We start from the raw sequence: 22,790 nt of genomic DNA, 5'->3' as shown, positions 1-22,790 counted from the left end.
AAAGCCCCGAGAGGGGCTTTTTTTATGTCATATAATATGGGTTTATGCTTTAACGAGCATAGCCCCACTGGAATATCCTCCACCAAAAACGGTAATTACAGCTAGTTCATCTTTTTTCATGCTGTGGAATATTTGCGAGTAGCCAATTGCCGAACTGGCGGCTCCGGTATTACCTAGCTCAACCATGTTAATCACTACCTTTTCAATAGGGAAGGAGAGGGTTTCTGCCACCTTATTGATAATACGAATATTGGCTTGGTGAGGAATGAGGTAGTCTAGGTTTTCAACTCCAAAATTATTTCGCTTTAAAACGCTGTCTGTCTTTTCCGACATATACGTAATGGCGTTGTAGAATACATCGCGGCCATCGGGCATTATAATGCCTCCATCCGTTGGTTTTAGGCAAACCCCGCCTGGTCCTCGGCCAATATGTGCATGCCCTTCTGTGGAAATGTCTAGTATCTCATGATCGTTTTCGCTTATCCGTTCTTTCGAAATGAATATAGCCGAAGCGCCATCGCCCCAAAGGTGTGCTGCTATCGGGTCGTCCTCATTGTTGTAAGCCCAGTTGTGTTCTGCATTTACAATAATGGCCTTAGTGGCTTTGCCCAAGGCAAAGTAGCCTTCCACAATTTCTACAGCATTTAAAAATGAACTACAAGCCGAACTGATTGAGAAAACAATGGCCTTGTCTATCTCATACTTCTGCTGTACTACATGCGCCAAAGTGCCTACTGTGTCGTATGGTGTGTAAGTAGCACCTACAATCAAATCGACTTCCGTAATGTCGTACGGAAGGTTGGTAATTCCTGCTTCTACTGCCGAAACCGCCAAGGTATTGGTGTTTTCGTTGGCAGCGGCTCTGCGTCTGTTTTTAATGCCAGACTTACGTATAATGGACTCATCGTCCATTCCGTTTTTATCTAAAAAATAGCTGTTGGGAATAATTTCCTCTGGAATATAATGCGATGCGGTATTAATAAACATTTGTTCTAAAGCATTGAGTAGTACACAAAGCTAGAACTATTCACTAAAAAGCCCACTTAGTTTATTTAAACAGGTAAATGGTGTGTTGCAATTTGCATTGGGTGTATGCAAAAAAAGAAAACCGAAAGCTTTAGACTTTCGGTTGACCTGGTGAAAGGGATGTTTGGGTGAATTTCCTTTTGCTTCGATTGCATGATTACTAACGAAGTGGGATATCTGTTTGGATCGGGGGAGGTTAGAAAAAAGAGCGTTTTGTTCAAGAATATTTTCGAACATTTCAGAGTAATTGATTTTCTTACATTAATATCGCGCCAAAATTGAAGCAGTGCAGGAAATAGATAGTACACAGTTGATTTATGCAGTAGACCTTACGGGAACATTTGTGTTTGCGGTGAGTGGGTGGCTAATAGCTTCGAAAAAGGAACTCGACTTTTTTGGCGCTTCGGTTATTGCATTTATTACCGCAGTTGGCGGTGGTACCCTGCGCGATGTTTTGATTGGGAGCCAACCTGTTGGTTGGATGGCGGATCTCAATTATTTGGTTGCTATTTTGGCGGGTATTGTAGCGGCCATCTTCTTTAAGCGCCTTTTCGAAAAATTGCGTAAAACCATGTTTTTGTTCGATTCGATTGGGATAGGGCTGTTTACTATTCTAGGGTTAGAAAAAACGTTATCATTCGGCTTGTCACCGGTAGTAGCTATTATGATGGGTACTATATCGGCCGTTTTTGGTGGAGTACTACGCGATACTTTGGTAAATGAAATACCACTGATCTTTCGAAAGGAGATTTATGCCACGGTATGTTTAAGTGGAGGTATTCTTTATTGGCTTATGGGGATATTGGAGGTGAATGCTGATCTGCAAATTATACTTACCATCATCTATATAATTTCATTCAGAATCCTTTCTGTAGTAAACAACTGGTCCTTCAGGGCTATTAAGTAGCTATTAGAGGTTGAGCTTTCTGATTGTAATGGTTGCAGATTAATACCGTGTACATGTTCAAGTTTGTGCCTTTTCGCAATTAGTAATTCATGAAACGACTGAAAGTCGCTTCTCATGGTTTGAGCAAAATGGTTTATTCATGGACCACATTCTCCGATTGGTTAAACCAGTCTGCATACATCGGCATATGAATTTTTTCTACTTGATTTCTTTTCACCTTTAGAGTAGGGGTCATTAAGCCGTTGTCAATCGTCCAGTCCTCTTTCATTATTACGGCTTTGGCTACTTTTTCAAAGCTTTCAAGCGCTGGATTTACTTGGTTGATCGTTGTCCAAATTGACTCGTCAATTTGCACTTGGCTTTTATTTTTGCCTTGCTCAGAAAGCACGATTAACGCAATTGGCTGAGGAATACCTGTGCCTACAATGCATACTTGCTCAATATCTGTGTTCTTCAGTAGTTCCAGCTCTATTGGTGCTGGCGATATGTATTTGCCTTTATCGGTTTTAAACTGATCTTTTACCCTTCCGGTTATGGTGAGGTAGCCATCATGATCGAATTCACCAATATCACCAGTTTTTAAGAATCCATCTTCGGTAAACATGGCGGTCGATTTTTCTGGCTCTTTATAGTAGCCGTGCATCAAGCAATTACTTTTTATCAAGATTTCGCCCTCTTCGGAAAGTTTAGAAATAACACCGGGCATAGGTTTCCCTACTGTTCCAAATTTATTGGCACCGGGCAGATTGAAGTGCGATAAGATACAGTCTTCCGTCATGCCATAGGCTTGGTTAATTTCAATACCTAGCTTTCTATACCATTGCTTTAGACTCACGGCAATGGGTGCTGCACCAGAAAAGTTCGCAGCCGATTGGGATAGCCCCAACTTCTTTCTGATCTTCTTTTTAATGATACTGCCAAGTACTGGTAGGTTGATCAGTTTTGTGAGTTTTTCTTGTGGCATTTTTTCCAAAATCTTCTCTTGGAATTTCTGCCAAATCCTTGGTACACCAAAGAATAAGTGTGGTTGGCAGGTGGCTAAATCTTCCCCGAAAGTATCGAGTGACTCAGGGAAGCTCACTTCACCACCTCGATAAATAGCCGACATTTCTATGCCCGCCCGTTCAGCAATATGGGTTAACGGTAAGTATGAGAAAAGCCTTGGCTGTGGCGGAAGCGCTATTTTTTCTATGGCAGTTAGACTGATTTCATTAAAAGCACTCACTGTGTGCATTACACCTTTAGGTGCACCAGTAGTGCCTGAGGTGTACATTATGGTCATTATTTCATCCTCCTCTTGATGGTGGATATTGCTTAACGGACTACTTTCTGCTACTAACTGCTCCCAAGAATGTTGCTCATTGATGCCGTATAATTCAACCCCTATTTTTAGAATGTCAGGTATACCGCTCTGTTGTTTACTATAATCATCAAGCTTACCGATAATTACCGCTTTGGATTCGCTATGCTCCAAAATAGACTGAATCGAATCGGCTCCAAGGGTTGGGTAAATAGGAATGGAAACGCAACCCGCCATCATAATTGCCAGATCAGCAATTAACCAATGGGCACAGTTTTTGGACAGTAACGCGACATGGTCACCGGGTGCTACACCAAGCTTGTGCAATGCCGAGGCTAGTTTGGCCGCTTCGTCATAACTTTCCTTAAAAGTGAATTCTAAATGTTTGCGATTAATAGGCTGCTTTAGAAAGACCTTGTTGGGAGATTGACTTACCCAGTGATTGAAAGCTTGTAAAGGAGAGCTGAAATTTTCCATAGTGAGCAAATTATAAGGTTAGGGAATATAACCAAAAAGTGTTTTGAAGAATTAAAGACCTACGTTTTAATATTTGGTGTAAAGTGGTGCTTACAGATGAGTATTTGTTTTTTAACTCAATTAATCCGTTAGTTGAATTGTTAAAGTTAAAAATTGGGTAGGTTAAATTATATTTGAAGTTTATTAGGTCAGAAAAAATAATAAAAGGTTCCAACCATTATTATGGTTGGTGTGTCAGAAAAATATGGTCAAAAAGATTACAACACTACACGTATTACTAGTTCTTTTAACCTCATCAGTTTTTGCTCAAGAGGAGTTAGATTCTTTAAAGCAAACGCAACAACAGGTAATGCTTGAGTTTGGCGCTTTTGGCGCCAAGGATGGTGCTCTTCCTTTTTGGATGAAGCACAATAACTCTCAGCGATTTACTGATTTGAATGCTAATGCGACTTATGCAGATGTACTATACAGTGGTAGCCATAATGCATGGGGATTGTTGGATGTTTTTTGGGAAACAGAAGCAGTTTCAACTTTTGCACCTGAGGGTATTTATGGTAGCATAATACAAGCAAATGCGGGAATAGCTACGGGTTTTTTAAAGTTGCGTGTTGGAATGGATGAAGAATTTTTTGGGGTTAACGACACAACCTTGACAGTTGGTAATTTGTCTTATGGTAACAACGCTAGGCCGCTACCCAAAATAGTTTTAGCAACAAATGGCTGGCAGCGTTCTCCGATTTTTGGTAATGCACTTTCATTCCAAGCCTACTTGGCCCATGGATGGTTCGAAAAAGATCGGTACCAATCTAGGGCATTGCTACATCAAAAATACTTTTACCTAAAAGGTGAATTACTTAATAAGCGGCTATCACTTATTGCAGGGCTTAATCATAATGCACAGTGGGGCGGTAGAAACCTCGATTCTGAAACAGCTCAGCCAAATGGTTTCAAGAACTATGCACGAATTTTTCTCGGTGGCAGTGGAGGGGGAGACGCTCTCCAGACCGATCAAAACAATGCTTTAGGAAATCACTTAGGCAGTTACGATTTACGAGCCGAATACAATTTTGGGCTTTTTACTGTGGCTAATTACTGGCAGTTCTTGTGGGAAGATAGTTCCGGTTTAACACCATTAAACTGGCGAGATGGTTTGGTTGGAGTAAGTGTAAAGTTAAATAAAGCAAATTGGGTAGATAGGCTTGTGATTGAGCATGTGAATACTACCCATCAAGATGCTCATAAAACCAGAAAAGACGGAACAAACTTTATCGAGCCCGATAACTTTATGAATAATGGTGTTTATCAAAGTGGTTGGAGCTATAATAATGACTTAATCGGCAGTCCAATGTTTTTAATTCTTAATGAAGAATCTAGGGGAAAGAGCCGTGTGAAGAATATGATTGATGGCCTACACGTAGGACTGGGAGGAAGCGCTGGAATATTCGATTATCAAATGCGGTATACTAAATTCACAAATGGAGGTGTGTTTAAGGAGAGAATAAAACCTAAACTTTCCGTAAATGCGTTAGACCTACGTGTACTCTGCAAGTTTAGTAAGTCTACCCAGTTAAGTGCCAGGTTTAACTACCAAGATGCTAATTTTGATTCTGGTAAAAACTTTGGTGTCCAGCTAGGCTTTATTAAAAACTTTAACCTGAACTAGGGTTAGCCTATCTAGAGGCTAGGTACTCATCTATTATTTCACGGAGCATATTTGGTGTAAGTGGCTTAGACCTGAACTGAGAAATATGAGGGTCTGATTCTGCTTTCTGGAAATCGTCTTGGTTTACAGATGTGGTAAGCATAATCACAATGTTTTCTCCCTTTTGCTCATCGGGTAGCGTTTCATATACTTCTAAGAATTCCCACCCGTCCATTACTGGCATGTTTACATCTAGGAAGATAAGGTCGGGTTGTGGGTGGTTACCATCAGCATCTGCAGACGTGAGGTAGTCAATAGCCTCTTGACCATTTTCCGCAATGTTAATTTGCTTGCAACAGCCCATTTTATCTAAGGTGTATTTATTATAGAGGTTTGTGGCCCTATCATCGTCAATCAGCAGGACTTTTAATTCTATATTGCTCATTTCGTTACGTTAAATTGTTTTTTTGGTAGTGTAAAGTAAAAGGTAGAGCCTTCGCCAGGTTCCGATTCAACCCACAATTCACCCCCATGAAGTGACACAATCTTCATGCAATGGGCTAAACCGATACCAGTACCTTCGTATTCATCTCTTTTGTTTAGCCTTTGGAAGATAATGAAGATTTTTTTCTGATGTTCTTTTTTTATACCAATACCATTGTCTTGCACTTTAAATTGCCAGAAGCCTTCTTGTTCTGTAGCGCTGATGTCAATAATAGGGGCTGTGTCTGGCTTTTTAAACTTAATGGCATTGCTCAAAAGGTTTTGAAACAGTAGTCTAGTTTCTACAGGGTGAACGTCTAATGTTGGGAGGTTCGCCACGTTAACAGTTGCCTGATTATTGTCGGTAAGGCTTTTGAGGTCGGCTTTTACCTCAATCATCAACTGGTTTAGATCAATATTCGCAAGCTCTTTTTTATTCCCAAGCCGTGCATAGTCCATCAGGCCTTTCACTAAGTCGGACATTCTATCGGCAGAGCCTTCCATCAGGTCCATAAACTCGGTGGTGTCTTCTGTTAGCTTATCACCTAGTTCCATTTTAAGTATTTGAAGCATGCTTCGAATAGATCTTAAAGGTTCCTGTAAATCGTGAGAAGCTATATAGAGGAACTGTTCTAGCTCTTGGTTTTTTTGCTGCAGCTTGGTGATAAACTGGACGTCTTTTAGTTTTTCGGTTTCCTTGCGTTCGGATATATCCTGCTCTACCATTAAGTACTTAGAATTGCCGTTAGACTCTTCGTGCTCTATAATGGTGCTATAAACCCAGTGCTTGCCTTTTTTTCCTTTTCGTTGAATCTCTCCCTCCCATAAACCATAGCTTTTTAAGCTTTTTAAAATTGCCCCGGTAATACGGTCATTTAAAAGTAAGGAGTTGTATTTCTTGCCTTTAATTTCCTGCTTTTTAAAGCCAGTGAGTTTACTGAAGTTATTATTTACGGTAAGTATCTCACCGTTGGCATCTAGTTCGGTTACCAATGAAGTTTTGTCAATAGCTTTTTTAAAAGCCCTCAATGTTCGGTTAGATGACCTGAGCGTGTTTTGTAGTTTTTGCTGTGTTTTAGCAGACTTATTCAAGCCTACGGCCATAATGCATATGTATACTATACTGAGCAAAATGAGCGATATGGTATTGATAATTACCCAAAAGCTTGATGGAATATTGATGGTGGAGTTTACCGATAAGTAGAAGAAAAGGTAACTCAAGAAAACGGGTAAAAGTATGGTGAATGGGAGTAACTGTCTGGTTATTTTGCTGCCAGGCAGTGGCCCCATAATCAAAGCGGCCAAACCCAAAGAAGAGGTTTGAAAGAAAAGGGCTAGTGACATAACCAAAAACAGGATTGAGGTATGAATAGCCATTGAGCTAAATAGCTCGGTTTTTTGTGTTGCAGGAATATTCAGAATATAGGTTACAATGGAAATAAATGCGGCCAGAGTAACTAACAACCACATGTACTGAGCAAGCCTTATTCTCGCATTGTTTTTATAATAAATGAGCGTACCAATAGAGCCTAAGCCAAAACAAAGGGCAGTGGCTGGCGACATTCTATTACGGGTAATGGTAGAGTAGGAGTCTTCAACTATTAGGGTATCTAGGTTTAAGGAAATACCGAATAAGTATTCTGACAAAGTTGAGAGAGCGATAAGCGCAACTAGACTAGCAGCTACTTTAACGGCTATTTTGGAAATATTACTAGTTCCGTTAAAGAACAAGCCAGTTATTCCTAACAAGATAAAACCGCTAGCCGTGTTGGCCTTCATGGTAGCAGCACCGGGAATTAGGCTTAAAATTGGTTCGTAACCGATTATCCAACCAAACAAAACTGTGGTGGCAACTAATATGGTGAATATGGAGCTGTATACAAGAAACCGCTGAAGTTGGTTTACTCTTTCTTCGCTAGTTGTTTCGGTCATATTTAGGTGTTTATATAAAACTAAGACAAAACGATGAAAAAGTGTCTGCCAATCGTGTAGAATGCAGCCAGAAAAATGTTTGCCATTGGCTGATATGCGAAGTAACTAAATTGTGCACGAAGCTAGCAAGTGCTTAGAGTCTACCGGCAATTAAAAAGTCCAACCTATTTTAACATTGAGGTCGAGATTGGCCGAAAAGGAGTTGGTCGGTTTGTTGGAGTCATATTCTATATCTATCCATTCCCAATTAGTAGGGGAAAACCTTGAGTTTGGTGGTGCATTTAAGTGCTTCACATTTCGGTGCCGTATTCCTACTCCAAAGTAGGCATCCAAAACAAGTCTATTGGATAAATAATACTCAGTGCCAATGCGGGGTGTGAGTGAATAGAACTTCTTCTTTATGCCAGTGTAATACTTGTAATAGTTAGGGTCGTAATCGAATGAATCTTGAAATGAATCATTGCCGTAGCTAAGGAATTCATAATGTGTCTTATTCAAATGCTCGAATACCAAACTTGCATAAAGTCTTTTTTTACGAGCATTTCTTATATACCATTTGTATTCTACGCTTGCTGCAAAGCCTTTTGCGTCTCTCGTTAGGTATGTGTCTGAGGCCAACAACTGCTCGTATGTTAACTGAACCGCATAATGAGTACCTATTAAGCGCTGAAGAGAAAGTTCAATGCCTGGGTGTTGGCCTCCTATGGCTGCAAGTGGGGTAATAGAGAATCTGTTTTTCTTGGCTAAAAGTGCCGAGTCTACGGGGAAGTAGGATAGGTAGCCATGTTTATTTAGGTCTACATAAATTCTATTCGGGTATTTCCAGTGCTTTTTTGTCAGACCATCTATAGCAAAGCCAACAAAGAATGGAGAGAGCACATTGAAATAATAAATGGCAGGTTTTTGAGCCCTTATAGAGATGTTTCTAGTTGTGTCGTTATTGAAGATGGTAAACTCAGCAGGTGACTTTCCATTCTCAAATGTTAGCGGTAATGGTTCGTTTAACTTATTAAAAATAGTGTCTCCCTTGTATATATAATTTACTGTGTCCGAAGTTTTCACTGAAACAGTAGTATACGGCTTTGTGATTAGTGTTGAGCAAGAGCTAACCGTAATAGCCAGTAATGTAATTATAAGTGTTGTGTGCCATTTATTCATGTTGCAATCAATGTAAAAATTCTCGGATTTAGTTTATGTATAAATAGAATGAATTTTAAATAAACTTTAGTCCTAGCAAATTGTAAAAGGGTTTGAGATCATTCATTTACAGGAGCTTTTTATAGAAGCAATTGAGCCAAACCTATTAGGTCGATTAACGAAAAAAGCCCATCCAATTGGACGGGCTTTCATATATGTTTATCAATCAATGTCTGTCGACAGTTGACTATGGTCTATTGACTAATTGATTACATCATACCTGGCATTCCACCGCCACCCATTGGAGGCATTGGAGCACCACCTTCTTCAGCTTCTTCAGCAACTACACACTCGGTAGTCAATAGAAGAGAAGCAATAGAAGCAGCGTTCTCAAGTGCCAAACGAGTAACTTTTGTTGGGTCGATAACACCAGCAGCGATCAAGTTTTCGTACTTGTCTTCTCTAGCGTTGTAACCGTAGTCAGCTTTTCCGTTTTTCACTTCGTTTACTACTACCGAACCTTCACCACCAGCGTTAGCTACAATAGTTCTCAACGGAGACTCAACTGCCAATCTAATGATGTTTACACCAGTTGCTTGGTCGTCATTTTCAGTTTCTACAGCTTCTAAAGAAGCAGCAGCTCTGATCAAAGCTACACCACCACCAGCAACTACACCTTCTTGTACAGCAGCTCTGGTTGCGTGCAATGCATCATCAACTCTGTCTTTCTTTTCTTTCATTTCTACCTCAGTAGCAGCACCAATGTAAAGGATTGCTACACCACCAGAAAGCTTAGCTAAACGCTCTTGAAGCTTTTCTTTGTCATAGTCTGAAGTAGTGTTCTCGATTTGCTGTTGGATTTGCTTAACGCGCGCATCGATGTGCTCAGTTTCACCAGCACCGTTTACGATGGTAGTGTTGTCTTTATCGATGTTTACTTTCTCTGCAGTACCTAGGTACTCAATAGTAGCGTTTTCTAGTTTGTAACCTCTTTCTTCAGAAATTACAGTTCCACCAGTAAGGATAGCGATGTCTTCCAACATAGCTTTTCTTCTGTCGCCAAAGCCAGGAGCTTTAACAGCAGCGATTTTCAGCGAACCTCTGATTTTGTTAACTACCAAAGTAGCTAAAGCTTCACCATCTACATCTTCAGCAATGATCAAAAGCGGCTTACCAGACTGAGCTACTGGCTCAAGTACAGGAAGCAATTCTTTCATTGAAGAGATCTTTTTGTCGTAAAGCAAAATGTAAGGGTTCTCCAACTCAGCTTCCATTTTCTCTGTGTTAGTCACAAAGTATGGAGAAAGGTAACCTCTGTCGAATTGCATACCTTCAACAGTTTTTACCTCAGTTTCAGTACCTCTAGCTTCTTCAACAGTAATTACACCGTCTTTACCAACTTTGTCCATCGCATCAGCAATCATTTTACCGATTTCGTTGTCGTTGTTGGCAGAAATAGTACCTACTTGCTCAATTTCTTTAGAATCTTTGATGGCTTTTGACTGCGACTTAAGGTCAGCAACAACAGCAGCAACTGCTTTGTCGATACCTCTTTTTAAGTCCATTGGGTTAGCACCTGCAGCTACGTTTTTAATACCAGCACCGAAGATCGCTTGTGCCAAAACAGTTGCAGTAGTAGTACCGTCACCAGCGCTATCTGCAGTTTTAGAAGCAACTTCTTTTACTAGTTGCGCACCCATGTTTTCGATTGGCTCTGCTAGCTCAATTTCTTTTGCTACAGAAACACCATCTTTAGTTACGGTTGGTGCACCGAATTTCTTGTCGATAATTACGTTTCTACCTTTTGGTCCTAAGGTTACTTTTACCGCATCCGCCAAAGTGTCAACACCTTTTTTCAGTTGATCTCTGGCATCGTTGTTAAAGAATAATTCTTTAGCCATTTCTTTATTCGTTTAAGATTTTCAGATTAAGATTTGATGATTGCAAAAATGTCAGCCTCTCTCATGATAAGGTAGTCTTTACCTTCCACAGAAAGCTCTGTACCTGCGTACTTTCCGTATAGGATAGTATCTCCTTCTTTTACAGTTAATGGCTCATCTTTCTTGCCATTTCCGGCAGCTACTACAATACCTCTTTGTGGTTTTTCTTTTGCAGTATCAGGAATGATCAACCCTGATGCAGTTTTTTCTTCTGCAGCGGCAGGTTCAACTAGAACTCTGTCTGCAAGTGGAGTAATGTTTACGTTAGACATTTTTATTGTGGTTAAATTTTATCAAAAATTTCAATGGCACTTTAGCGATTAATATGCCAAAGTATAATCGTGAACTTTTGTCAGGTTCTGAGGAAATCGGCTTGTCAGTTTTCTGCCAATTCGTGTTAAAAATGCCATTCTGTGTCATGTGTGCTGGCAAAATGACTTTGAAGTAAGCCCCGTTTTCAGTAAATTCTATGTTAATCGCGAAGCGAAACTAAATATGGATTGGGTTTCGGCTTCTTTCATCTAAAAAAATAGTGGTATGAAGAATTTAAAGAAAGATTGGGTTACCGAAGGCTTGTTAGATTTTGAGTACAAAAAATACGTTTTACTAGCCTACTTAAAACATGTTGAACAGCATTTTGATGAAACAAGGCTCTATCCGTTTATGAGCGATTTGTTAGAAAGGCTGTCGGATTTGAAAACCCTTAAGCACGAGCGTAAAACGCTGCGCGAAGAATTTCCAAAAAAGATATCACGCATAGACCTTAACAAGATTGAGCTGATTTACGATGAACTTTATCAGTACGATAACTTACCACCTGAAATAGAGGAGGTGGTTGAATATGCCATACCTACAATGGAGCGCACAATAGGCAAGGGCAGGGAAGTGCATGACGAGGTGTCATCTGAGTTGGTGATCGATCCGGTGGGGATAATTCCTTTGTACAAAGATGAAGGATACGTACTGATGGAGAATGGCAGTTTATCGCTTACCGAAGTTTTTCAATATCAGGTTAGAAAGTTCATTATGCACAATGAACAGTATCGTGGCATTTACTTTCAGTGGATCGATAGGATTAAGCGCGGATTGGGAGAAACAGTGGAGCATATTAAAATGCAGCTGATAAGAACCTACAAGGTGCTGCCAAATCCAGCCACATTTGTGGTGTATAGCAAACAGCCATACCCAATGGAAGAAACCATGCTGCCTATGACCAAAAAACTGGTAATGCAAACTATTAGCAGCATGAAGTAGTGCCGGTTTGGCTGAGGCCAAAACAAAAAGCCCCGACTTTGCAGTCAGGGCTTTGTATATAATGAATTTCTTTTTCGCTTATTGACCAGTTGTATCAGGAGCAGCTTGCAAACCAGCACCAGTAGTGTCGATTGGCAATGCGTTGCTAGGAGCAGCCGATGGAGCACCTTGCTGTGCGGCATCAATGTTAGGGTTGCCCATTACATTGCTAGCGCCTTTATTAATCATTAAACTGGAAGCCAAGCTGAATACAATCAGTGCAACAATGAATACCCAAGTGGCTTTTTCTAAAATATCTGTGGTTTTCTTAACACCAATTACTTGCTGAGCACCACCGCCACCAAACTGGCTAGACAATCCTCCGCCTTTAGAGTTTTGCATCAATACGATCAAAATCAACAGCACTGCAACTATAATGGCAAGGATGATAAATAACTTAAACATTGTATTCTGACTTTACTTTTTCAATTTGACGTGCAAAGTAAGCGCTTTTTTCAGGAAACTTCAAACCCAGTTTTTCATAAATGTTGATCGCTTTTTTGTATTTCTTCTGCTTCAACATTAGTTCGGCCATTGTTTCGGTAAAAAACTCTTCTGAATTCTTCAGATTCTTTTGCGATAAGTCCTCCTGAGGTTCAGTTTCTTCGTAAGGGTTGCCTTTTGATTTAGCATCGAACCTAGGGTCGGTATCAATGAATTTTTGAATGATATCTACCTGACTGGCTTTAGCTCTCTTTGTTTTGGCTTTAGCAGGACTATCCTCCAATGGCGCTTGAGGAGTTTCGGTAGGTTTTTCTTCTTCAGGCAATTCGCCTCTTAGCAGGGCTTCAATACGCAGTTTGGTTGCCTTTAACTCATCGTATTCTTCTGGCTTTTGGGCTTCAGCTTTTGGTGCGGGTTTGGGAGCTTCTACTTTCGCTTCAGGTTTCCTGCCTTTTGGTGCTACTGCTTGTTTTTCAGGCTGTTGCTCAGAGATGGTTGTTTGGGTGTCGGGTTTTTTCTCCGCTTTGGGAATTACTTTTTCTTCCTGCTTAACCTCTTCTTTTTCTTCCGATTTCACCTGTTGCGTTGTTACCTTATCTGGTTTTGAAGGGAAGGTGTATTCGCCTTCAATTATTCCTTTTAGATAACTGCGGTCGGCCGAGTATATTGCTGCTTTTTTTATGAAAGCTTCCGTTTTAGGGTGCTCTCTTTGCTGCAGTGCCTTGGCTACAATTACGTACAAGCCTTGAAAGTACGGGTACTTTTTACGGTACTCGTTTAGTGCCTTAATATCATTATTAGTGATTTTGGCAGGGTCTTGAAGTAAGGTGTTAAATCGCTCGCGCTCCACTTAGGTTCTTGTGTTGGGAATCGAAAATAAAATGAAAATTACCATTGGGCAACTGAGGCCTGAAAAATATCGAAGTAAATTTGTTCGAAAATAGCTTCAACTAATTCGCCCTCTACACTGTTCAGTGTTTCTACTTCGGGGTCATAGTCTTCGTACCAAGAGAAAACACGCTGAAAATTGTCTTCCTCTTTCTTAGTATTTGTAAAGTTTACTTGAACCCCAATTGTAAGTCTCATTAAGCCTGTTCCATCGGCCTGATTGTTGTTTCCAGACGAGCTAATGGCTTGAGGACGAACGGTGTAGTTTGTTATTACGCCATCGAACTGAAGATCACCTTTGTTCTGTACTAACTCCAGTTTTGTTCTTCTTTGGAAGTAGTCCTTTAAGCCTTCAGTAAATGTTTGCCCCATGTTTGGAGGGCCACCGCCCGAATCGTTAATATAATTGACTACAGAAAGTGTTTTGGTGAGGTTGTAATCGATAGATGCACCGTCAAACGAGTAGCCGTTAAAGGAGTAACCACAACCGCTAAGGCTTAGTGGAATTAAAACGAACAAAAGCGCTTTACTCAATTTCATATTGCTTGATTTTTCTGTAAAGAGTACGCTCAGATATCCCCAAATCTTGTGCCGCATACTTTCGCTTGTTGTTATTTTTTCTCAGGGCCTTTATAATTAACTCCTTCTCTTTCTCTTCAATAGAAAGCGACTCGTCCTCTTCGTGCGTAATGTCATGCACGCTTTCGTAAGGGTAGTCGTCTTCATTGTTCTCATCGGGTTGAAGGTATATGGGTTCCGAGGAGCTTCGTGCAGGCGGCTGAATGTCTTCGTGCAGGCTAGTAGGTGCATCGAGCGATTTGAAGAGATTCGGGTTCTCCTTCATAACGCTTTGGTCGAGCGAACCATTGTCTATCAGGCCGTGTACCAGCTTTTTAAGGTCGGTAACGTCTTTCTTCATATCGAAGAGCACTTTGTAAAGAATGTCTCTCTCGTTGAAGTTTTCAGAAGAGCTTTCGCTTTGCCCACCTCTATAAATGGCTGGCAAGCTATTGTTGGCCGAAGGCAAATATTTGAGTAGTGTCTCGTCAGTAATGTGTCGCTCCATTTCTAAAGCCGACATTTGCTCCACCAAGTTTTTGAGCTGACGAATATTGCCAGGAAACCTAAACCTAAGGAGCACTGCCTTGGCCGCATCGTCCAACTTAATCGATTCTACACGATACTTTTCGGCAAAGTCTGTAGCAAACTTTCTAAACAAAAGGTCTACATCGTTGCCACGATCCCTCAAAGGAGGAACAAAAATAGGTACGGTACTTAGCCTGTAGTACAGGTCTTCTCTGAACTTGCCTTTTTCTACTGCCTGAATAAGGTTGACATTAGTGGCGGCAACTACGCGCACATCAGTTTTCTGTACTTTGGAAGAACCAACTTTTATGAACTCTCCATTTTCCAAAACCCTAAGCAAACGCGCTTGGGTCTGTACGGGCATTTCGCCAATTTCATCTAGAAAAATGGTGCCGCCATTGGTTACTTCAAAATAACCTTTTCGAGCCTCGTAGGCACCGGTAAACGAGCCTTTTTCGTGACCAAAAAGCTCAGAGTCAATGGTGCCTTCTGGAATAGCACCGCAGTTTATGGCAATGAATTTTCCGTGTTTTCTAGCACTCAGTTGGTGAATGATCTTAGAAAAAGATTCTTTACCACTGCCGCTTTCTCCGGTAATCAGCACTGTCATATCAGTAGGGGCTACCTGAGCCGCTACTTCAATGGCATGGTTTAGCTTGGGGCTATTGCCAATGATGCCGAAGCGTTGTTTTATACTTAAGAGTTCGCTGTTCTTCAAAATTGTTCAGGGTTATTGTACTGCTGTTCCGAAAAGGGTTGCTGCGGTACAATCTTCAATTTTTACGTTTACGTAGTCGCCTTTTTGGTATTGTTCGCGCGGGAAAATCACCACTTTGTTGGCTGAGTTTCGTCCTTGCAAGTGCTCGTCAGAACGTTTGGAAACGCCTTCAATCAATACTCTTTGTACTTGACCAACGTCTAGTTTGTTTCGCTCTAGCGAAATTCCCTGTTGTTTATTAATGATTTCCTGAAGCCTTCTTTTCTTAACCTCAAGCGGAATGTCGTCTTCAAACTTTTTAGCAGCTAACGTACCCGGACGCTCAGAATAGAAGAACATGTAAGAGAAGTCGTACTGCACGTAATCCATTAGGGTAAGTGTCTCTTGGTGCTCCTCTTCGGTTTCTGTACAGAAACCAGCAATCATATCAGATGAAATACCACACTCTTCGCCTAAGATATCGCGGATAGCATCAACACGGTTAATGTACCACTCGCGGGTATAGGTTCTGTTCATCAGGTCTAGTACGCGTGAGTTGCCACTTTGCGCAGGCAAGTGAATGTATTTACAGATGTTTTCGTACTTCTTCATAGTATGAAGTACTTCATCGGTAATGTCTTTTGGGTGCGAAGTAGAGAAGCGAACGCGTAGGTCTGGAGAAATTTTGGCCACCATTTCGATAAGGTTGGCAAAATTGATGATCTCCACTTCTTGACCTTTCTTTTCCTTTTTCTCCAACCAAGCTTTGTTGTTTTCTTCTGGCGACCACTTGTAGCTGTCTACATTTTGGCCAAGCAGTGTTACTTCTTTATAACCTTGGTCGAAAAGGTCTTGAGCCTCTCTAACAATTGAGTGTGGGTCGCGACTTCTTTCCCTACCTCTGGTAAAAGGCACTACGCAGAAGGAGCACATGTTATCGCAGCCTCGCATAATTGAAATAAAGGCGGTAACACCATTGGAGTTTAATCGAACAGGAGAGATGTCTGCATAGGTTTCTTCGCGAGAAAGGAAGGTGTTTACGGCCTTCAATCCCTCTTCTGCAGAATCTACTAGCTGAGGCAAGTCGCGGTAAGCATCGGGGCCAACCACCACGTCAACAATCTTTTCTTCTTCAAGCAGCTTTTCTTTTAAGCGCTCAGCCATACAGCCCAATACCCCGATTGTCATTTCGGGCTTACGCTTTTTAATTGCGTTAAATTGGTTTAGCCTATTGCGAACAGTTTGTTCAGCCTTTTCGCGAATTGAGCAGGTGTTTAGGAAAACAACATCGGCATTTTCGAACTCCGAAGTGGTGTCGTAACCGTTTTCCTTCATTATAGAAGTTACAATTTCGCTGTCAGCAAAGTTCATTTGGCAGCCATAGCTCTCTATGTAGAGCTTTTTGGTTTTTCCGGTGTTTTCCTCTTTAGAGGTTTTTACCGTTTCCATCGCCTCCTGACTATTTCTGTCAACAATATCTATGTCTTGAATAATCTGATCCATCTGCCTATTAATCCTAAATTCGAGCGGCAAATATAAGGTTTTTCGATAGAAAAACTGTCAGATTGGCAGAATGATCTTTTGATCGCAATTACTCCCAGTAGCTGGGCTTATTTAAGCTACCTCGTCTGCGGCAGTCGGCACAAAGCCTGTGAGCAAAGAAGAGTTCGTTTCTTGCGCCTAGGTCAACAAGCTCGAAGTTTCCTCTTCTTGCTATTTCAGGTCCTCTTATAGACTCAGGTAAGTCTAGGGCTTGATAAAACTCTTCAACCGAGCCTCTGAATTGCCAGCCTCCATATTTGGTGCAAGTTCTTTCTAGGTACTCAAGGGCCTCAGGGTCTAGGTCCGTATAGTCCATGTAAATCCTCTCACTGCTTGCTCCCGATACTTCGAAGTAGCCTAAAACATTTTCTTCGGGATCGTCCAACGATGTAATGTTGCCAACAATTAAGCCTTGTTGTTTATCGAATAAAGAGCCATTAGACTCATTGAATAGCTCAATTTTACGGTAGTAACTGTAAGCTTCTGGACTGATGGATCGCTGTGTTATTTCAATAGAATACCTGGTTGTTACATTAAAGTCGTTTACATCTGAGAATTTAATTGGTACTTCAATAAGTTGGTTATTTGAACTACTGCTTGAAGTGGCCAAAATTAGTTCCTTAAAGTTGTCCTCCCGATAACATTCTTCTACGTCAAGAGTGAAAGGGACGATGTCGTAACCATTTTGAGACGGGATTGCCTCGTATTGTTTTGGGTAGGGCACGATCACCTGATGTACATCACTCCATTCATACCGATAGAACTTACTGCCAATACTAGTATCATCAACATCAATAAAGAATTGAACACCAGGGATTGTATTGGCCGTTCTATCACCAAGTTCAATAGTGAATTTATTATAGACTCTAGAGATTTGGGGTGCTGCGTAAAGCTCCTCGGTTGTAGACTTATAGTTTTTACCTTCAGCGGTTGTGATAAATAACGAATAACTTTTACCCGCTTCTCCTGCGAAATCTTCAGGGCTATAATAATAGCCAGGGTCTTGTTCGAAAAAGTCCGTTCTAGCGCCAAGATTATCTTCTACCCAAACTGCGGCTCCGGACAGTACATCTTGTGTGTTTTGGATTTCATTATCAATAGGGGAGGTGTAGAATAACCTTACTTGATGAGGCTTTGCTTGATCTGAAATGTTGGCATCAACTACCAACAATCTTTCATATTCAATAGAGTCGGTTTCAAATTCTTCAACACAGCTGGTGATAGAAAATATTAGTACTAGGTTTAAAATTAAGATACTATAAAGCCGAGTTGTATATTGTAATCTGTGCATTTAACAATTAGTCTAGTTCCCAATAGTCGGGTTTTCCGAGACTACCTCTTCTTGTACAATCGATACAAAGTCTATGAGAAAACATGTACTCACCAGTATAACCAACCCTGTAGATTAAAAATTGACTTCTTCTGGAAACTTCAGTGCCTCGGAGTTCCTCTTGAACGTCTAATGCAGCATAGAAGTCTTCGATTGAACCATCGAAGCTCAATGCCCCATATTCTTGACATACTCTAAAAATATATTCTGACACGGCCGGATCGAGGTCTGTCAAATCTAAATAAACCCTTTTGCTTGATGCACCAGAAACTTCAAAGAAACCAAGAACTTCCTCTTCCGGATCGTTTAGCGAAGTGATGTTGCCTACAATTATTCCTTGCTGTTTATCAAATAAGGAGCCGTTGGACTCATTAAAGAGCTCTATCTTTCTGTAGTAACTATAGGCTTCTGGACTTATCGATCTTTGCGTAACTTGAATGGCGTACTTTGTGGTTACATCAAAGTCTTGTGCGGAGGAGAATTTTATTGGTACTTCAGTCAACTGACCATTATCGTTGTTGGTAGAGGTGGCCAGCACCAACTCATTGAACCTTGTCTCTCTGTAACACTCCTCTACGTCTCCATCAAAGGGAACAACAGTATACCTTTGCCCATTATGTACGGCCTCAACTTCTTTAGGGTAGGGTACAATTATTTGATGTGTGTCTACCCATTCATAGCGGTAAAATTGACTGCCTTGATTTGCGTTTTCTACATCAATAAAGAATTGAACACCCGGATTAGATGTTGCTTCACCGTCTCCTAACTCAACATGATAGCGATTATATATATTGGTTATTTCAGGAGAGGAGACAAGTTCTTGAAATGAAGACTGATAGTTTTTTCCATCATTTGTGGTAATAAACAAAGCGTAACTTCTACCTGGGGTGCCAGCAAAATCGCTTGGGGAATAGTATGTGCCAGGCGATGTTTCAGTAAAGTCAATACGGTTTGCTTGGTCGTCTTCAACCCAAACGGAGGCTCCTGTTATAGCGGTTTCTCCCTGACTAACTTCCGAATCGATCGGGACAGTATAAAATAAGCGAACGGAATGTGCTTTGACTTGGTCTGAAATGTTAGCGTCTACAACCATTAACTTTTCATACTTAATGGAGTCAGTTTCAAACTCTTCCACACAGCTAGCAGTAACAATTAGCGCTACTACAAATAAGATAATTCCGAAGTATTTATTTTGTCTGATTGTTCTCACTATTGCATTAAATAAGGTAAACGTGGTTATTGCCAGTACTCGGGTTTGCCTAAACTTCCTCTTCTGCGACAGTCTGTACAGAACCTGTGGGCAAACTTAAATTCGCCAGTTAGGCCTAAATCAAATAGTTCGTATAAGCTTCGCTTGGAAGCCTCGGATCCCCTTAAACTTTCAGGTAGGTCATTCGCAGCATAAAAATCTTCGATTGATCCGCTGTATTGAATTGCACCGTATTCTTCGCAGGTTCGGTCAAGGTAAGCTAGAATTTCTGGGTCTAGCGCTGTGTAATCTAGGTATATGCGCTTACTACTGGATCCTGATACCTCAAAATAGCCAAGCACTCTTTCGTCAGGGTCATCTAACGAAATAACATTGCCAACTATAATGCCTTGCTGTTTATCGAACAATGAACCATTTGACTCATTGAACAACTCTATCTTTCGGTAATAACTATAGGCTTCTGGGCTAATTGAACGTTGGGTTATTTCAATTGAATACCTAGTGGTTACATTAAAATCGTATGCCTGAGAAAACTTAATCGGAACCTCTACCAATTGGCCATTGGCATTATTTGTAGAGGTGGCTAAAATGAGTTCGTCAAACCTTTCTTCTCTGTAGCATTCTTCCACATCTAAAGTGAATGGAGCAACGTCATAACCCTCTCGGCTAGGAATTGCCTCGTATTTTTTCGGGTATGGTACAACTATTTGGTGTACATCATTCCATTCGTAGCGGTAGAATTGACTGCCCTGATCGGCATTTTCAACATTTATAAAAAACTGGACACCAGGAACGGATGTTGCGTTTCTATCGCCAAGTTCAATATTGAACTGGTTATATATATCTGTTATTTCAGGCGATTGAACCATTTCCTCGTAAGCCGATTGATAGTTTTTACCTTCTGCTGTGGTTATAAACAACGCATATCGATTGCCTCTTTGACCTGCAAAACTCTCGGGCGAGCGATAATAACCAGGGCTTTGTTCAATAAAGTCTGTTCTATTTCCAATGTTGTCTTCAACCCATACAGTGGCACCTGTTAGGGCGTTAGAAATGTTGTCTGTATCCTGATCAATAGGGTTGGTGTAAAACAACCTTACCTGATGTGTTTTGGCTTGGTCAGAAATATTAGCATCAACCACTAATAACTTCTCAAACTTGATTGAATCGGTTTCAAATTCTTCAACACAGCCAGTTGCTACAATGATTACAGCCAGTAACCAAAGGCTTTTTATAATACTGAGTTTATCCCTTTTCATTGCCTCTCACCGTAAACTTTCTAATAATAGAAACTGGAGTGCCTTCTTTTGTGAACCCTTCAATAATCATCTCATAGTCACCTTCAACGTCTGAGGTGCTAAACTCAATTTGTTGGGGACCGCCACTAGTTACCTCAAAAATTGGTTTCCAAAGTAGTTGAATTCTTGAGTCTGGCATACGAGTAGTCTCAGGGGCTACAAAGTCGGTTTGCTCCATTTTTACCTCCGGTGTGTGCAGGTTTAATGCTAGGTGATTCGAGTCAATTTCAAACCCACCTAAGTCCCCTTGAAGGGTTTGAAAACTAAGGATGCCTTCTGCAGATAATGAGCCCAAATAGAAGCGTCTATTCATTGCTGAAAGGCTCTTGATTCGGTACGGGCTAAAGTCCAATATTTTATCTGTGGCTACGGGAACACCGTCTAGCAATACAAGTGGGTTTGGCCCTAAGTCTACTCTTTCATCCAACTCATAAAGTACAAATCTTCTTTCTCCTCTTCGTTCACGTACACCAGCTACCTGAATGTATTCCACAAAATGCTCTTTCATTGTACGGAACCTCGTGTAATCATCAAACTCATAGTGGGTGTTGAAGTTCGAAATGGTAGGAGTTAGGGTGTTTTCAATTGCAACCGAATCGATAGACGGAGTAAAGTAAGCATTGTCTAACTGACTGATTATGCTGCGTTGCTTAATATCGTCCAAGTCTGCAGTATCAATCCTAACGGTAGAAAAGCTAAGGTTATGCGATTGGATAAAGTTATCCTCAACTTCAAATGTATAGCTATTGTCAAAGTCTGGAATTACTAAGTGAGCAGGTGTAGTTCTGCCTCTGTTAACGGTTTTGTATTCCAAAACAAACTGCCCATTATCGTTTGTTTTTGCAGTGGCCATATTAAGCGTGCTCTCACCTGTTAAGCTTAGCACTATGTTTTGGTCGGCTACTTGTGCAGAGTCACTATTGGCAATTACCTTGCCCTGCAATAACTGATAGCGATACTCTGGTAGAAAGTCAATCGTTTCTGGTAAATCTGTTTCATCAACTTTATGGAAGCTTATTGCTTGCTGTAGCTTGGTATAAATCTCAGCAGAAGGGGCTTTAAAGTCGATTTTGGAAAATGCCGCATGCTGCTGTGGCAGCTGGCTTTGGAAAGACTTACGAATAGAAATACTGTAGCTGCCAGTTTCTAATGTTTGATCAAGCATTACTGCTGAACGAGCAGTGAGTGCTTCTCCATAAGGTTGTTCTTCAAGCTTTGTGTTGATCAACCAGGTTTCGAACTTTTTTGAGCCAGATCCGTCCAAAAAGGCCACTTTGAGCGCTGCTTTAGGTAGGCTTGAACGATTAACTTTCATGGTAAAGCCGTCCTGAACTGTGCGCTCGAAGACCAAATTTCCTTGATGTTCAATCACAAGTTTGCCCGCCTGAACATTGCCTATTGGCTCTAGCTCTATTTGACTTTCTGTATGGTTAATATTTAAACCAACTCCTGCATCAGTAGGTTGTGGCAGGTCGTAAAAGTCGAATCCACCATCTAAGTTCTCTAAAAGTAGTTGGTATGTTGTACCTGCTTGTGGGGTAAATGTAACAGTACCCATACCATTGGCATCAGCTTGAATGTCAGCTATACGGGTTTCACCTCCAATTACTCTTCCGCCACGTACAACTGGTTTGTTGTTTTGGCTAATTCTGTAAGTAACCTGGTTGCTTTCGTTAGCAATGAGTTCTCCAGATGCGGTAGTAAATTCTACTTGAATAGGAACACCCTGTAGGTTTTCATTGAAATGCCCTTTGTATGGGTTAATGAACACTAGTGGAGCTTTCGAGGTATCATCGAAATTACGCATCCATCGCGTATAGGCAACAAGGTAGTATTGTCCTGTTTCAATATTCGAAGGCACAAAGAACTCACCGTTGGCACGGCCATTTACAAGCTCGTGTTTACGTTGAAATAGTACTCCATTTTCGCCAATCAATTCCACATAAAGGTATTTGCTTAATGAAGAAACCTGATTGGTTGTGTGGCTTATGCAGTATGTTGAATACTGCAAGGTTTCACCAACAAGTAGATCATGTGCGTTAACATCTATAAAAACGCGTTCTTTTACATTTGGCGTTTGCGCCATTGCACCAATAGAAGTTACTAATAGTAGTGCTATTGCTAAGAATATATTGCTAGTTGTGTTTTTAATCTTCAT

Annotated in this window: 19 protein-coding genes; 3 read left to right on the top strand and 16 right to left on the bottom strand. The window is 40.9% G+C overall.

From position 1 onward, the window contains the following. Positions 1 to 42: 42 nt before the first annotated feature. Positions 43 to 987, bottom strand: coding sequence for a 3-oxoacyl-ACP synthase III family protein (locus tag BMW98_RS13860; protein WP_090259174.1), 945 nt, complete (start codon positions 985 to 987; stop codon positions 43 to 45). Positions 988 to 1,312: 325 nt separating this feature from the next. Between BMW98_RS13860 and BMW98_RS13855 the strand changes: the two genes are divergently transcribed. Beyond that, the gene (locus tag BMW98_RS13855) at positions 1,313 to 1,933 is read left to right on the top strand and encodes a trimeric intracellular cation channel family protein (protein ID WP_245733594.1); all 621 of its coding nucleotides are present in this window, start codon (positions 1,313 to 1,315) and stop codon (positions 1,931 to 1,933) included. Between the two features lie 133 nt (positions 1,934 to 2,066). On the opposite strand, the gene BMW98_RS13850 is transcribed toward BMW98_RS13855, so the two are convergent. Next, positions 2,067 to 3,710 carry an AMP-binding protein gene (locus tag BMW98_RS13850; RefSeq protein ID WP_090259173.1) on the bottom strand — a complete coding sequence of 548 codons (1,644 nt, stop codon included), beginning with the start codon at positions 3,708 to 3,710 and terminating at the stop codon, positions 2,067 to 2,069. Positions 3,711 to 3,954: 244 nt separating this feature from the next. Between BMW98_RS13850 and BMW98_RS13845 the strand changes: the two genes are divergently transcribed. Further along, complete coding sequence (locus BMW98_RS13845; protein WP_090259172.1) at positions 3,955 to 5,373, top strand: capsule assembly Wzi family protein; 1,419 nt, start codon at positions 3,955 to 3,957, stop codon at positions 5,371 to 5,373. Between the two features lie 7 nt (positions 5,374 to 5,380). Here the strand turns inward: BMW98_RS13845 and BMW98_RS13840 are convergent, their stop codons facing one another. From BMW98_RS13840 to BMW98_RS13820, 5 genes are all read right to left on the bottom strand, one after another. Further along, a complete protein-coding gene (locus BMW98_RS13840; protein WP_090259171.1) occupies positions 5,381 to 5,797 on the bottom strand; it encodes a response regulator in 417 nt (138 codons plus the stop codon). After that, positions 5,794 to 7,767, bottom strand: a complete 1,974-nt coding sequence (locus BMW98_RS13835) for an ATP-binding protein (RefSeq protein ID WP_090259170.1) — start codon at positions 7,765 to 7,767, stop codon at positions 5,794 to 5,796. Before BMW98_RS13835 ends, BMW98_RS13840 begins: the two co-directional genes overlap by 4 nt. A gap of 150 nt (positions 7,768 to 7,917) precedes the next feature. Continuing rightward, entirely contained in the window at positions 7,918 to 8,829 is a 912-nt protein-coding gene (locus tag BMW98_RS13830) for a hypothetical protein (RefSeq protein ID WP_139177573.1), read from the bottom strand. A 344-nt stretch (positions 8,830 to 9,173) separates the two neighbouring features. Further along, positions 9,174 to 10,805, bottom strand: coding sequence for a chaperonin GroEL (gene groL / locus BMW98_RS13825; RefSeq protein WP_090259168.1), 1,632 nt, complete (start codon positions 10,803 to 10,805; stop codon positions 9,174 to 9,176). 26 nt (positions 10,806 to 10,831) lie between these two features. Next, complete coding sequence (locus tag BMW98_RS13820; RefSeq protein WP_090259167.1) at positions 10,832 to 11,116, bottom strand: co-chaperone GroES; 285 nt, start codon at positions 11,114 to 11,116, stop codon at positions 10,832 to 10,834. Positions 11,117 to 11,381: 265 nt separating this feature from the next. Here BMW98_RS13820 and BMW98_RS13815 point away from each other — a divergent pair, with 265 nt between their 5' ends. Continuing rightward, on the top strand, positions 11,382 to 12,098 hold the full coding sequence (locus tag BMW98_RS13815; protein ID WP_090259166.1) for a hypothetical protein: 717 nt from the start codon (positions 11,382 to 11,384) through the stop codon (positions 12,096 to 12,098). Between the two features lie 78 nt (positions 12,099 to 12,176). On the opposite strand, the gene secG is transcribed toward BMW98_RS13815, so the two are convergent. The 9 genes from secG to BMW98_RS13770 all read right to left on the bottom strand — a co-directional run bounded on the left by secG (position 12,177) and on the right by BMW98_RS13770 (position 22,790). After that, positions 12,177 to 12,542: a preprotein translocase subunit SecG gene (gene secG, locus BMW98_RS13810; RefSeq protein WP_090259165.1), complete on the bottom strand. Its 366-nt coding sequence runs from the start codon at positions 12,540 to 12,542 to the stop codon at positions 12,177 to 12,179. Next, positions 12,535 to 13,431, bottom strand: a complete 897-nt coding sequence (locus tag BMW98_RS13805) for a hypothetical protein (RefSeq protein ID WP_090259164.1) — start codon at positions 13,429 to 13,431, stop codon at positions 12,535 to 12,537. Before BMW98_RS13805 ends, secG begins: the two co-directional genes overlap by 8 nt. A gap of 38 nt (positions 13,432 to 13,469) precedes the next feature. Beyond that, positions 13,470 to 14,009: an LPS assembly lipoprotein LptE gene (gene lptE, locus BMW98_RS13800; protein WP_090259163.1), complete on the bottom strand. Its 540-nt coding sequence runs from the start codon at positions 14,007 to 14,009 to the stop codon at positions 13,470 to 13,472. After that, positions 13,996 to 15,276, bottom strand: a complete 1,281-nt coding sequence (locus BMW98_RS13795; RefSeq protein ID WP_090259162.1) for a sigma-54 interaction domain-containing protein — start codon at positions 15,274 to 15,276, stop codon at positions 13,996 to 13,998. The genes lptE and BMW98_RS13795 overlap by 14 nt, the downstream gene beginning before the upstream one ends. A 9-nt stretch (positions 15,277 to 15,285) precedes the next feature. Next, complete coding sequence (gene miaB / locus BMW98_RS13790) at positions 15,286 to 16,755, bottom strand: tRNA (N6-isopentenyl adenosine(37)-C2)-methylthiotransferase MiaB (protein WP_090259161.1); 1,470 nt, start codon at positions 16,753 to 16,755, stop codon at positions 15,286 to 15,288. 88 nt (positions 16,756 to 16,843) lie between these two features. Next, the gene (locus BMW98_RS13785) at positions 16,844 to 18,085 is read right to left on the bottom strand and encodes a DUF4249 domain-containing protein (RefSeq protein ID WP_090259160.1); all 1,242 of its coding nucleotides are present in this window, start codon (positions 18,083 to 18,085) and stop codon (positions 16,844 to 16,846) included. Positions 18,086 to 18,092: 7 nt separating this feature from the next. After that, complete coding sequence (locus BMW98_RS13780) at positions 18,093 to 19,334, bottom strand: DUF4249 domain-containing protein (RefSeq protein ID WP_162844721.1); 1,242 nt, start codon at positions 19,332 to 19,334, stop codon at positions 18,093 to 18,095. A gap of 26 nt (positions 19,335 to 19,360) precedes the next feature. Further along, entirely contained in the window at positions 19,361 to 20,593 is a 1,233-nt protein-coding gene (locus BMW98_RS13775) for a DUF4249 domain-containing protein (RefSeq protein ID WP_090259158.1), read from the bottom strand. Further along, positions 20,580 to 22,790 carry a hypothetical protein gene (locus BMW98_RS13770; RefSeq protein ID WP_139177570.1) on the bottom strand — a complete coding sequence of 737 codons (2,211 nt, stop codon included), beginning with the start codon at positions 22,788 to 22,790 and terminating at the stop codon, positions 20,580 to 20,582. The genes BMW98_RS13775 and BMW98_RS13770 overlap by 14 nt, the downstream gene beginning before the upstream one ends.

The organism is Roseivirga pacifica (assembly GCF_900111145.1).
GTDB classification, from domain to species: domain Bacteria; phylum Bacteroidota; class Bacteroidia; order Cytophagales; family Cyclobacteriaceae; genus Roseivirga; species Roseivirga pacifica.
Note: the sequence above shows the minus strand (reverse complement) of the source record. Positions and strands in the feature narration are given on the sequence as shown.